Raw genomic sequence first — 12,234 nt, 5'->3', positions numbered from 1 at the left:
ATGGTTAGCAACCTACCATTGTCCGCCCCCGCAATGCAGCAGCTTTTTAGTTGGCGATCAGCACCTGATGGGTTTTCAGGTCTGCCTCATGCGCGGCAAGAATCTCTGGCAGCGAGTTGCGCAGGTACTCGACCCATGTCTTGATCTTGGCATCCAGATACTGCCGCGATGGATAGATGGCATACAGGTTCAGCTCCTGCAGGCGATATTCGGGCAGCACCCGTACCAGGCTACCGTCCCGCAGGCCCTCGATAGCCGAATAGATCGGCAGCACGCCTACGCCCATGCCACTGCGAATCGCAGTCTTCATGGCATCGGCGGTGTTCACCATGAACGGCGAACTGGTGATGTTGACCATCTCTTGGCCTTCCGGGCCATCGAACAGCCATTTCTCCAGCGGTATGACCGGGCTGACCATGCGCAGGCAGGCGTGCTTGAGCAGGTCGGCAGGCTTGTGCGCCACGCCATGCTGGGCGATGTAGGCGGGCGAGGCACAGACAATGCTGTAGGTGATGCCCAGGCGCTGCGAAACGAACCCCGAGTCGGGCAGTTCGGTGGCCAGCACGATGGAGACGTCGTAACCCTCGTCCAGCAGGTCGGGCACGCGGTTGGCCATGGTCAGATCGAAGGTCACGTCCGGGTGCGTTTCGCGGTAGCGGGCGATGGCATCGACCACGAAGTGCTGACCGACCCCGGTCATCGAATGCACCTTCAACTGCCCGGCCGGGCGCGCATGGGCGTCGCTGGCTTCGGCCTCGGCTTCTTCGACGTAGGTAAGAATCTGTTCGCAACGCATCAGGTAGCGCTTGCCGGCTTCGGTCAGCGCAATGCGGCGGGTGGTACGGTTGAGCAGCCTTGTTTGCAGATGGGCTTCCAGGTTGGAGACTGCCCGCGACACGTTCGCGGTGGTCGTATCCAGTTGCGCCGCAGCGGCAGTGAAGCTGCCTAATTGGGCTACGCAACTGAAAGCACGCATGTTTTGCAGGGTGTCCATGGGTCACTCTCGAGGTAGAGGACAAAATTGTGTCACGAAGTAACCTAGAAAAGAGAAAAAGTTGCCTTCGACCAAAGGCGGATTATCGCCGTTTTGGTAACAAAGATTCGCAGGAATCTGCGCTTATCGCCAGTGCTGCCGCCCCCTAGAATTGCTCGGCCTCTTCACTTCTTCCTCGGGAAATCGCAGCTGTGCCGCGTCGCATCATCAGAACGCTCAAGGCGTTCAGTGCCTGTGCCCTTGCCCTCACCTTGAGTGGCTGTATCGGAACCTGGGGCATCGCCCCGCAAAGCAAGACGCTGCAAGCCAATACCTTGACCACCGACGCGGCCATTCGCGAAGCCGCGACCGACGCTCACTGGCCCGACCAGCAGTGGTGGCGCGCTTATGGTGACCCACAGCTGGACCGCTGGATTACCCTGGCCGTGGCCGGTAGCCCGAGCCTGGCCATGGCTGCGGCGCGGGTGCGCGAAGCCAAGGCCATGGCCGGTGTGGTCGAGTCAGCGGAAAAGCTCCAGGCCAACGGCCAAGCTACGCTCAAGCGCCACAACTGGCCGGAAGATCAGTTCTATGGCCCTGGCGCGCTGTCCGGTGCCAACACCTGGGACAACAACGCTGCCATCGGCTTTAGCTACGCCCTCGACTTGTGGGGCCGTGAACGCAATGCCAGCGAGCAGGCCGTGGACCAGGCGCACATGAGCGTGGCTGAAGCCCGCCAGGCGCAACTGGAGTTGCAGAACAATGTGGTGCGTGCCTACATCCAGCTGAGCCTGCATTTTGCCCAGCGCGATATCGTCAAGGCCGAACTGGAACAGCAGGAGCAGATCCTGGCCCTGGCCAAGCGTCGCCTGGATGCCGGTATCGGCACCCATTTCGAAGTCAGCCAGGCCGAAGCGCCGTTGCCGGAAACCCACCGTCAGCTCGACAGCCTCGACGAAGAAATTGCCCTGACCCGCAACCAGCTGGCCGCACTGGCAGGCAAGGGCCCGGGGGAAGGCGCGCAGTTGCAGCGTCCGGCCCTGGCCTTGGCCGTGCCACTGAAACTGCCCTCGAACCTGCCCGCCGAACTGGTTGGCCAGCGCCCCGACGTGGTTGCCAGCCGCTGGCAAGTGGCCGCGCAGGCGCGTGGCATCGACGTCGCTCACGCCGGTTTCTTCCCCAACGTCGACCTGGTCGGCAGTCTGGGCTTCATGGCCACCGGCGGTGGCCCGCTGGAATTCCTGACCGGGCGCAAGTTCAACTACAACGTCGGCCCGGCCATCAGCTTGCCGATCTTTGACGGCGGGCGCCTGCGCTCAGAACTGGGCGTGGCCTCGGCGGGGTATGACGTGGCTGTAGCCCGCTACAACCAGACCGTGGTTGGCGCACTGAAGAACATCTCCGACCAGTTGATCCGCCGCGAGTCGATGAAAGAACAGTCGCACTTCGCCGCCGAATCGGTCGCCGCTGCGCAGAAAACCTACGACATTGCCATGGTCGCGTTCCAGCGTGGCCTCACCGACTACCTGAACGTGCTCAACGCGCAGACCTTGCTGTTCCGCCAGCAGCAGGTGCAGCAGCAGGTGCAGGCCGCCCGCCTGATTGCCCATGCCGAGCTGGTGACCGCCCTGGGTGGTGGCCTGCAGGCTGGTCAGGATGTGCCGAAAGAGGAACGCCAGGCCGCACCGAAAACCCCGGCCACCCTGGCCATTTTCGACAAGAAGCCGGATAACGCCGAATGAGCACTTCCAGTTTGCCCGTGCGCTGGCTGCAAAGCCTGGAATGGCGCCGGGGCTTCTTTGCCTGGGCACGCACCGACGGCGTGACCTGGGTGTACATCTTCAAGGTGTTGGCCGCTGCGTTCATCACCTTGTGGCTGGCCATGCGCCTTGAGCTGCCGCAACCGCGTACAGCGATGATCACTGTTTTCATCGTCATGCAGCCGCAAAGCGGGCATGTGTTCGCCAAGAGCTTCTACCGGGTGCTAGGCACTCTGGCCGGCTCGGCGATGATGGTGGCGCTGATCGCCATCTTCCCGCAGAACACCGAGCTGTTTCTGCCCAGCCTGGCCCTGTGGGTGGGCCTGTGCTCGGCCGGTGCCATGCGCTACCGCACCTTCCGCGCCTATGGTTTCGTGCTGGCCGGCTACACCGCAGCGATGATCGGCCTGCCGGTGCTGCAACACCCCGACCAGGCGTTCATGGCAGCGGTATGGCGGGCGCTGGAAATCGCCCTGGGTATTCTGGTGTCGACCTTCGTCAGTGCCGCGATCCTGCCGCAGTCGGCCAGTGCCGCAATGCGCAACGCCCTGTACCAGCGCTTTGGCGTGTTTGCCGGAGTGGTGGTGGAGGCCCTACGGGGCGATAGCCAAAAGGACCGCTTCGAGAGCAGCAACGTGCGCTTCGTGGCAGAGGCAGTGGGCCTCGAAAGCCTGCGCAACGTCACCGCGTTCGAAGACCCGCACATGCGCCGTCGCAGTGGTCGGCTGGTGCGCATGAACAGCGAGTTCATGGCCATCACCACCCGCTTCAATGCCTTGCACCGCTTACTGGAGCGTCTGCGTGCCCGTGGCCCGCTGCAGATCGTCAGTGCCATTGAACCGGGCCTGAACACCTTGGTGGAGTTGCTGCAGCCCTATGTGGGCCGGGCGTTGACTGACGCCGATGCGCTGCGCCTGACCCTGGAGCTGGCCGCTTACAAGGAAGGCCTGCAGGCCCAGGTGCGGGGGCTGCGGGCTGAGTACCTGATAACTGACCCCAGCGAGTCCGACCTGCTCGACTTCCATACCGCGTTCGAGCTGCTGTACCGCTTCGTCGACGAGATGTTGAGCTACGCCGAAACCCATGCCTCGCTGGCCGCGCACAAGCACGAGCGCGAGCAGTGGGATGAGCCCTACGTGGCGCAGACCAGTTGGCTGGTATCGCTGGCGGCCGGTGTGCGGGCCTCGGCAGTGCTGTTGCTGCTGGGCAGTTACTGGCTGCTCAGCGATTGGCCCAGCGGCGCCATGATGACCCTGATAGCCACGGTCACCGTATGCCTCTCGGCGGCGTCACCCAACCCCAAGCGCATGTCGTTCCAGATGGCTTGCGGCACGGCCATCGGCGCTTTTGTCGGCTTCTTCGAAACCTTCTTCGTGTTCCCCTGGATCGACGGTTTTCCGCTGCTGTGCATGGTACTGGCGCCCGTGTTCATGCTGGGCGCGTTTCTTTCGTCGCGCCCTGCCTACGCCGGTTATGGCATCGGCCTGCTGGTGTTCTTCGCGATTGGCTCGGTGCCGAACAACCTCACCGTTTATGACCCGTATACCTTCATCAACGACTACATCGGCATGGTGATCGGCATGTTCGTCTGTGCCGCCGCCGGTGCGATCATCTTGCCGCCCAATAGCCGCTGGTTGTGGAGCCGCCTGGAGCAGGCGTTGCGCGAGCAGGTGCTATTCGCCATCAGCGGCCGCCTGCGCGGCTTGGGCTCGGCCTTCGAAAGCCGCACCCGCGACCTGCTGCACCAGGCCTATGGCCTGGCGGCCGGCAAGCCGCAGGTGCAGAGCCAGTTGATGGGCTGGATGTTCACCGTGCTGGAGATCGGCCACGCTGTCATCGAGCTGCGCAAGGAGCAAGCCCGCGCCCCGGTGCACCCGGCCTATGCCGAGTCGCAGCCGTGGCGCCAGGCAATCCGTGTCATGGGCCGTGCACTGACCCGGCTGTTCCTGCAGCCTAGCGCCAGCAACCACGAACGCGCACTGGTGGCAGTGGACCACGCCATCGCCCGCGTGCAGGCCACCGACGAGCCATTCGCCCGGCATTTCGACACCTCGGTGCTGCGCCGCGTGCAAAGCTACCTGCACTTCATCCGTACTTCCCTGCTGGACCCACAGTCGCCACTGGCACCGGCGAAAGGATTGCACCATGCCCCGTGAGATCGCCTTCCATGGTGTGTACATGCCCACCATGACCTTGATGTTCCTGTTTGCCCTGGGCCTGGCCTGGGGCCTGGACCGGTTCATTGCCAGCCATGATGGCTACCGCTTCTTCTGGCACCCGGCGCTACTACGCCTGAGCCTGTTCGTCTGCTTGTTCGGCGCCATGGCGCTGACTGTCTACTGGTGAGAATCCTTCGATGAAAAAGTTCTTCAGCCTGATCGCCACCCTGCTGGTGCTGGTCGCTGCCGTGGCCATCGGTCGCCAGTTGTGGCTGCACTACATGACCACGCCATGGACCCGTGATGGCCGTGTGCGTGCCGACATCATCAACGTCGCAGCCGACGTGCCCGGCTACGTGGTGGATGTACCGGTCAAGGACAACCAGCGGGTGAAGAAGGGCGACCTGCTGATCCAGATCGACCCTGAGCATTACCAGTTGGCGGTCGACCAGGCCAAGGCGCTGGTCGCCTCGCGCAAGGCCACCTGGGAAATGCGCAAGGTCAATGCCAAGCGCCGTGCCGACATGGACAACCTGGTGATCTCCAAGGAGAACCGCGACGACGCCAGCAACATCGCCAACTCCGCCCAGGCTGACTACCAGCAGGCCCTGGCCGAACTGGCTGCTGCCGAACTGAACCTCAAGCGCACCCACATCGTGGCCACGGTGGACGGCTACGTGACCAACCTGAATATCCACAAGGGCGACTATGCGCGTACTGGTGAAGCAGTGATGGCGGTGGTCGACGAGAATTCGTTCTGGGTTTACGGGTTCTTCGAGGAGACCAAGCTGCCGCATGTGAAGGTGGGGGACCAGGCCGAATTGCAGATGATGAGCGGCGAGCGCCTCAAGGGGCATGTGGAGAGCATCGCCCGCGGCATCTATGACCGCGACAACCCACAGAGCCGCGAGCTGATCGCCGACGTGAACCCAACCTTCAACTGGGTGCGGCTGGCACAGCGGGTGCCGGTGCGCATTCACATCGATGAAGTGCCGGAAGGGTTTTTGCTGGCAGCGGGGACGACCTGCACGGTGGTGGTGAAGCCAAGTTCGCCTTGAGAGGTATGTCGACAGGCCGATCGAGCGCCGCCCGCGCGGTGCTCGATCCTGCCGGCGACACATCGCTCAGTTCATGCACTCGCCGCTCCCACCAACACCGGCACTTTGACCCTATCAATCACCTTCGCGCTGATCGACGGGTCGAGCAACCGCCCCAGCCGCGACAGGTGTCGGTGGCCCATGATGATCAGCTCGCAGCGCAGCTCCTGCGCTTTGGCGACAATCGCTTCAACCGGCAGCCCGGCCACCATGCAGCCCTGGCTGACGAAGCCGGCTTGCTGTAGTTCGCACACGGCCTCGGCTACGGCGTGGTCGGCATGTTGCTGTTCCACGCAGGCGGCGGGGTATTCTTCCAGTTCCTCGGCGGTGTAGGGCTCGGGTTGCTCGTGCACCGCGAAGGTCGAATCGATGGCCAGCAGCACGTGCAGTTCGTGCTCGCCCGGGCGGCAGTAGCGGCGGGCGAGGGTAAGCAGGGCGGCGGATGCGGGGGAGGCGTCGATGGCGATCAGGACGGGGCTGGGCATGCGGGATCCTTGATGTATTTTTTGGGGGGGCTGGGGCGGCCTTTTCTTAGATCAACGTAGGAGCGGGTTTACCCGCGAAAGGGCCGAACCTGCCATGCATCATTCTTGACCCAATCCTTTCCCTGAATAAATGGTCCACCACGCACAAGCGCATTGCGTCCGGCGCAATCCATCAACCTGATACCATCGCATTCCCCACAGCTGTAACGGAAAACGGCCATGCAACTTCCGGACATGAACCTGCTTGTCGCCCTCGATGCCTTGCTCGACGAGGGCAGCGTGGTTGGCGCGGCGCAACGCATGAACCTGAGCCCGGCAGCCATGAGCAGAACCCTTGGGCGTATCCGCGAGGCACTGGGCGACCCGATTCTGGTGCGCGCCGGCCGTGGCCTGGTGCCGACGCCGCGTGCACTGGCCCTGCGCGAGCAGGTGCATGGCCTGGTGGAGCAGGCCGGGCAGGTATTTCGCAGTCGCGACGATGTCGACCTGGTGAACCTGGACCGTGCTTTCAACATCCGCACCAATGACCTGTTCATCGCCCTGTATGGTGCTCAGTTGTTGCGCATGATGCTGGCCCAGGCACCGCATACGGTGCTGCGTTTTGTGCCGGAGGGCAGCGGCGATGATGATGCGGTGCTGCGCAATGGGCAAATCGACTTGATCATCAGCTCAGCCATTGAACTGGGCCCCGAAATCAAGGTTCAGAGCCTGTTCAACACCTACTTCGTGGGCTTGGCGCGGGAAGGGCACCCGGTTTTCGATGACGAGATCACCCCCGAGCGCTTCGCCGCCTACCCGCAAATCAGCGTGTCACGCCGTGGCCGCGCCAATGGGCCTATCGACGTGGCGCTGGCCAATTACAAGGTGGAGCGCCGGGTGGCGCTGATCACGACGAGTTTTCACTCCGCGATGTTTTCGCTGCCGGACTCAGACCTGATCTTGCCGATACCCGCCAATATCCTGAACAGTGTGAACCGGCTGAAACTGCCTTTGCGGTCCTTCGAGATCCCCGTCCCACTGGAAAAGGTCAACGTCATGCAGGCGTGGCACCCGCGGTTCGATAATGACCCGGCCCATCGCTGGCTGCGGCAGACGTTGAAAGCGTGCGGCAGGATGGACCCTTAAGGCGCGTGGCACGTGCGCATCCGCTACCCGATTGCGTTTGACGCAATATAAAACTGCCGACAAGTCAGTTTTCGTAAGCATTCGACCTTCTTAGACTTGCTCCAGTCGCAAATTTGTTGCCGGAGATGTCTGTCCATGAGTTCCCTGTCCGTCCCGTCTGCCGCCACTGCCGCCGCCCCCGCGCCGGCTGCCCCCGCGCAGGCTGCGTTCGGCCTGCAGGTCGTGGTCGGGTTGTTCGGTGTGTTGCTGGCTGTGCTGTGCGCCGGCCTCAACGAGTCGGTAACCAAGATTTCCCTGGCCGATATCCGCGGCGCCATGGGCATCGGAGCCGACGAAGGGGCCTGGCTGCTGGCGGCATACAGCGCCGCTTCGGTATCGGCCATGGCCTTTGCGCCGTGGCTGGCCACGACCTTCTCGCTGCGGCGCTTCACCATGAGCGCAATTGGTCTGTTCGCCGTGCTTGGCCTGCTGCAACCGTTCGCCCCCAATCTGCACAGTTTGATGTTTCTGCGCGTACTGCAGGGCTTTGCCGCTGGCGCCTTGCCGCCGATGCTGATGAGCGTGGCCCTGCGCTTTCTGCCGCCAGGTATCAAGGTCTATGGCCTGGCCTGCTACGCCCTGACCGCCACCTTTGGCCCCAACCTCGGCACGCCGCTGGCGGGGCTGTGGACCGAATACGTCGGTTGGCAATGGGCGTTCTGGCAGATCATCCTGCCCTCGCTGCTGGCCATTTTCTGCGTAGGCTGGGGGCTGCCGCAGGACCCGTTGCGCCTGGAGCGTTTCAAACAGTTCGACTGGCGGGGCGTACTGCTGGGCCTGCCCGCCATCAGTTGCACTGTGCTGGGCCTGTCGCTGGGCGACCGCTGGGGTTGGTTCGACTCGCCGTTGATCTGCTGGCTGCTGGGCGGTGGCCTGCTGTTGCTGGTGTTGTTCATGTACAACGAGTGGTCCGAGCCGTTGCCGTTCTTCCAGTTGCGCTTGTTGCAGCGGCGCAACTTGAGTTTCGCCCTGGTGACCTTGGCCGGTGTACTGGTCGTGCTCTCGGGTGTGGGCAGCATCCCGTCGGCCTACCTTGCGCAGATCCAGGGCTATCGCCCGGCGCAGACCAGCCCGTTGATGATGCTGGTGGCCATGCCGCAACTGATCGCCCTGCCGCTGACAGCGGCACTGTGCAACATCCGCGCAGTGGACTGCCGCTGGGTGCTGGGCATTGGCCTGGCGATGCTGGCGGCGTCCTGTGTTGGCAGCAGCCTGCTGACCAGCGAGTGGATCCGTGGCGACTTCTACCCGTTCTACCTGCTGCAGGTGTTCGGCCAGCCGATGGCAGTGCTGCCGTTGCTGATGCTGTCCACCAATGGCATGACCCCGCAGGAAGGCCCGTTCGCCTCCAGCTGGTTCAACACCGTCAAGGGCCTGGCCGCCGTGATCGCCGGTGGCCTGCTGGATGTTCTTGGCACCCTGCGCCGGCATTTTCATTCCAATCACCTGGTAGACAGCCTGGGCAACGCCCCGTTGATCGACGGTAACGCTGCTGGCCTGGCCAAGCGCATTCACGACCAGGCGCAGGTATTGACCTCGGCCGACCTCTATCTGGTGCTGGCCTGTATCGCCGTGGCCCTGATCTGCCTGATTCCTTTCGTGCCTACCCGGGTCTATCCGCCGCGTGCGGTGGCTTGAACCCTGGATGATGTCGAGAACTATTGAAATGACCAACAACCGCAAAACCCTTTTTATCGGCTCGGTGCTGGCCGTGGCCGTCCTGGCCGGCATCGTCGGCCCCTGGATCTTTGGCAGTGACCACCGCCAGAGCACCAATGACGCCTATGTGACCGCCGACTACACCGTGGTCGCGCCCAAAGTCACCGGTTTCATCAAGCAAGTGCTGGTGGAAGACAATCAGCAGGTCACGGCTGGCCAGTTGCTGGCGACCATCGACGCCCGTGACTACCAAGCCGCGCTGGATGCTGCGCAGGCGCAGTTGCTGGTAGCCCAGGCACAAAGCGCCGATGCCCGTGCCACGCTTGAACGCCAGGATGCGCTGATTGCCCAGGCAGAAGCGGCAGTGAAGGCGGCCCAGGCTGAGGTGGCGTTCGCCGACCATGAAGTCAACCGCTACAGCCGCCTTGCCGAGCAGGGCGCGGGTACCGTGCAGAACGCACAGCAGGCGCGCAGCGCTGTCGATCAAGCCCGTGCTCGCCTGGCCAACGCTCAAGCTGCGCGGGTCGCGGCGCGCAAGCAGGTAGACATCCTCACGGCTCAAGTGGCCAGCGCCGATGGCCAGCTCAAGCGCGCCGAAGCAGGCCTGGAAAAGGCCCAGCTCGATCTGTCCTACACCCGCATCACAGCGCCGGTGGACGGTATGGTCGGCGAACGCGCCCTGCGCGTGGGGGCCTACGTCAACCCAGGCGCCCGCCTGCTGTCGGTGGTGCCGTTGAAGGAGGCTTATGTGGTCGGCAACTTCCAGGAAACCCAGCTGACCCACGTTCAGCCGGGTCAGCCGGTGAGCATCAGCGTCGACACCTTCTCCGGCGAAACGCTGCAAGGCCATGTGCAGAGCATTGCCCCGGCTACCGGCGTAACCTTCGCCGCAGTCAAGCCAGACAACGCCACCGGCAACTTCACCAAGGTGGTGCAACGCATTCCGGTCAAGATCGTTCTTGATGATGGCCAGCCACTGCTCACCCGCTTGCGTGTGGGCATGTCGGTAGAAGCAACCATCGACACCCGTGGCGACAAGCTGGACGGCAAAGAGGTAAGCGCGCGATGAAGCCGGGATTACGCTTGAGCCCGTTGCTGCTGGCCGTGCTGCTGGCCGGCTGCACCATGGGCCCGGACTTCATGCGCCCAGATAGCCAGGCCCCGCAGCAGTGGGCGCCATTGCAAGGCGAGGCGGCAGCCAGCCAGCCGCAGGCCGAACCGCTGGAACTGCGCTGGTGGGAAACCTTCCACGATGCAAAGCTTAGTGCCTTGATCCAACGCGTTGCCGAGCGCAACCTCGACTTGCAGATAGCCAGCGCGCGGCTGCTGCAAAGCCGCGCCCTGCGCAGTACCTTGGCTGCCGACGAAGTACCGTCGGTGGACGTGAACGCCGGTTACAGCCGCGCTCGCAACAGCGCCGATGGCTTGAGCGATCCGTCCGGCAAGGCCGGGAAAGAAGCCTTCAACCTCTGGCAGGGTGACCTGGTGGCCGGTTGGGAACTGGACCTGTGGGGCCGTGTGCGGCGTCAGGTCGAGGCTGCCGATGCCACGGTTGAAGTGGCCGAGAATGACCGCCGCGGTGTGCTGGTGGCACTGCTTTCGGAAACCGCCGGCAATTACATCCAGCTGCGTGCCGTGCAACACACCCTCGATGTGACGCAGGACAACCTCAGGGTTGCCCGGCACAGCCTGAAGCTGTCCCAGGACCGCCAGGCCGAAGGTGTTGCCACACGCCTGGATGTGGCCCAGGCCAGCGCCCAGGTCGCGTCTATCGAGTCGCGCCTGCCGAACCTGGAAGCGCGGCGTGATGACCTGATCAATGCCCTCAGCCTGCTCGCTGCCGAGCCGCCGCGCAGCCTCCAGGCCGAATTGCTGCAAGGCGGCGAGCTGCCCGCGCCGCAGCAGAAGTTTGCCATCGGCTTGCCGTCCGAACTGGCCGAGCGCCGCCCGGACATCCGCCAGGCCGAGGCCCGCCTGCATGCCGCCACCGCCAGCATTGGCGTGGCCAAAGCGGATTTCTACCCGAGCATCCGCCTGTCGGGCAGTGTCGGCTTCCAGGCTATGCAGTTGTCGGATTTCGGTGGCTGGGATTCGCGCCGGTTTGCCTTCGGTCCGCAGTTGTCGCTGCCAGTCTTCGAAGGCGGCCGGCTCAAGGGCACCCTGCAACTGCGCGAGGCGCAACAGCAGGAAGCCGCGCTGAACTATCGCAAGGTAGTACTGGGGGCCTGGCATGAAATTGACGATGTGCTACGCCTGTACAACGCCAGTCAGTTGCGTCGTGATCACCTTGCCGAGGCCGTGCGGCAAAACCGTATCGCCCTGGAAACCGCCCAGCGCCAGTATGTGGAAGGGGCGGTGGACTTTCTCAATGTGCTGACGGTACAAGGCGCGCTGCTGGCCAGCGAGGAGCAATGGATCGACAGCTCGGCGGCGGTGTCGCAGGCGCTGGTGGGGCTGTACAAGGCGCTGGGTGGAGGCTGGCAGGCGTTTGATGAGCAGCCGCAGAATGCTCACGGTTAGAGAGGACGCGCAGCATCTGGAGGGCGGGGTACTGCGGTCCATGGCATGATGCTTCACAGCCTGTACTGGCCTCTTTGCGGGTGAACCCGCTCCTACGGCGGCCTGTGTCCAACCACCGATGCGTGTCCACCACCAATCTGGTGTAGGAGCGGGTTTACCCGCGAATACGGTAGCGGCGTCAACGGTGAACGGCGGGTGGAGATTGGCCAGCAGGGCCGGCCTCTTCGCGGGTGAACCCGCTCCTACACGACGGTCTGTGTCCAACCCCCGATGTGTGTCCACCACCAATCTGTGTAATCAATGGACTCGCCCCCGCCGAGGCATCACAGTGCCACGGTGGTGTTCGAAGAAGCCAACGGCAGCGAGGGCGAGACCATGAAAAAGCATAGTTCGAAACACGATTCCCTGTCTTCCACT

General features: G+C 63.5%; 10 protein-coding genes. 8 read left to right on the top strand and 2 right to left on the bottom strand.

The window, feature by feature from the left end; translation table 11 throughout:
* Positions 1–46: 46 nt before the first annotated feature.
* Positions 47–994 (bottom strand): LysR family transcriptional regulator, encoded by a 948-nt coding sequence (locus tag INQ47_RS20700; protein WP_003251712.1) that lies wholly within the window; start codon positions 992–994, stop codon positions 47–49.
* Positions 995–1,185: 191 nt separating this feature from the next.
* Between INQ47_RS20700 and INQ47_RS20695 the strand changes: the two genes are divergently transcribed.
* The 4 genes from INQ47_RS20695 to INQ47_RS20680 are packed head-to-tail and all read left to right on the top strand — an operon-like array spanning position 1,186 to position 5,950.
* On the top strand, positions 1,186–2,715 hold the full coding sequence (locus tag INQ47_RS20695) for an efflux transporter outer membrane subunit (RefSeq protein WP_252459382.1): 1,530 nt from the start codon (positions 1,186–1,188) through the stop codon (positions 2,713–2,715).
* Positions 2,712–4,889, top strand: a complete 2,178-nt coding sequence (locus INQ47_RS20690; RefSeq protein ID WP_404702475.1) for an FUSC family protein — start codon at positions 2,712–2,714, stop codon at positions 4,887–4,889. Before INQ47_RS20695 ends, INQ47_RS20690 begins: the two co-directional genes overlap by 4 nt.
* Positions 4,879–5,079 (top strand): DUF1656 domain-containing protein, encoded by a 201-nt coding sequence (locus tag INQ47_RS20685; protein WP_009685040.1) that lies wholly within the window; start codon positions 4,879–4,881, stop codon positions 5,077–5,079. The genes INQ47_RS20690 and INQ47_RS20685 overlap by 11 nt, the downstream gene beginning before the upstream one ends.
* A gap of 10 nt (positions 5,080–5,089) precedes the next feature.
* Positions 5,090–5,950: an HlyD family secretion protein gene (locus INQ47_RS20680; protein ID WP_012053682.1), complete on the top strand. Its 861-nt coding sequence runs from the start codon at positions 5,090–5,092 to the stop codon at positions 5,948–5,950.
* A gap of 71 nt (positions 5,951–6,021) precedes the next feature.
* On the opposite strand, the gene INQ47_RS20675 is transcribed toward INQ47_RS20680, so the two are convergent.
* Complete coding sequence (locus tag INQ47_RS20675) at positions 6,022–6,474, bottom strand: universal stress protein (protein WP_404702474.1); 453 nt, start codon at positions 6,472–6,474, stop codon at positions 6,022–6,024.
* Between the two features lie 219 nt (positions 6,475–6,693).
* Here INQ47_RS20675 and INQ47_RS20670 point away from each other — a divergent pair, with 219 nt between their 5' ends.
* The 4 genes from INQ47_RS20670 to INQ47_RS20655 all read left to right on the top strand — a co-directional run bounded on the left by INQ47_RS20670 (position 6,694) and on the right by INQ47_RS20655 (position 11,817).
* A complete protein-coding gene (locus INQ47_RS20670; protein WP_252459385.1) occupies positions 6,694–7,599 on the top strand; it encodes a LysR family transcriptional regulator in 906 nt (301 codons plus the stop codon).
* Between the two features lie 135 nt (positions 7,600–7,734).
* A complete protein-coding gene (locus INQ47_RS20665) occupies positions 7,735–9,276 on the top strand; it encodes an MFS transporter (RefSeq protein WP_404702473.1) in 1,542 nt (513 codons plus the stop codon).
* Positions 9,277–9,304: 28 nt separating this feature from the next.
* Entirely contained in the window at positions 9,305–10,366 is a 1,062-nt protein-coding gene (locus tag INQ47_RS20660; protein WP_404702472.1) for an HlyD family secretion protein, read from the top strand.
* Entirely contained in the window at positions 10,363–11,817 is a 1,455-nt protein-coding gene (locus INQ47_RS20655) for an efflux transporter outer membrane subunit (protein WP_404702471.1), read from the top strand. The genes INQ47_RS20660 and INQ47_RS20655 overlap by 4 nt, the downstream gene beginning before the upstream one ends.
* Positions 11,818–12,234: the final 417 nt, after the last annotated feature.

This window comes from Pseudomonas sp. 3HC3, assembly GCF_044904505.1.
Lineage (GTDB): Bacteria > Pseudomonadota > Gammaproteobacteria > Pseudomonadales > Pseudomonadaceae > Aquipseudomonas > Aquipseudomonas putida_Y.
The sequence above is the reverse complement of the archived record's forward strand: the minus strand, read 5'-3'. Positions and strand labels throughout refer to the sequence as shown.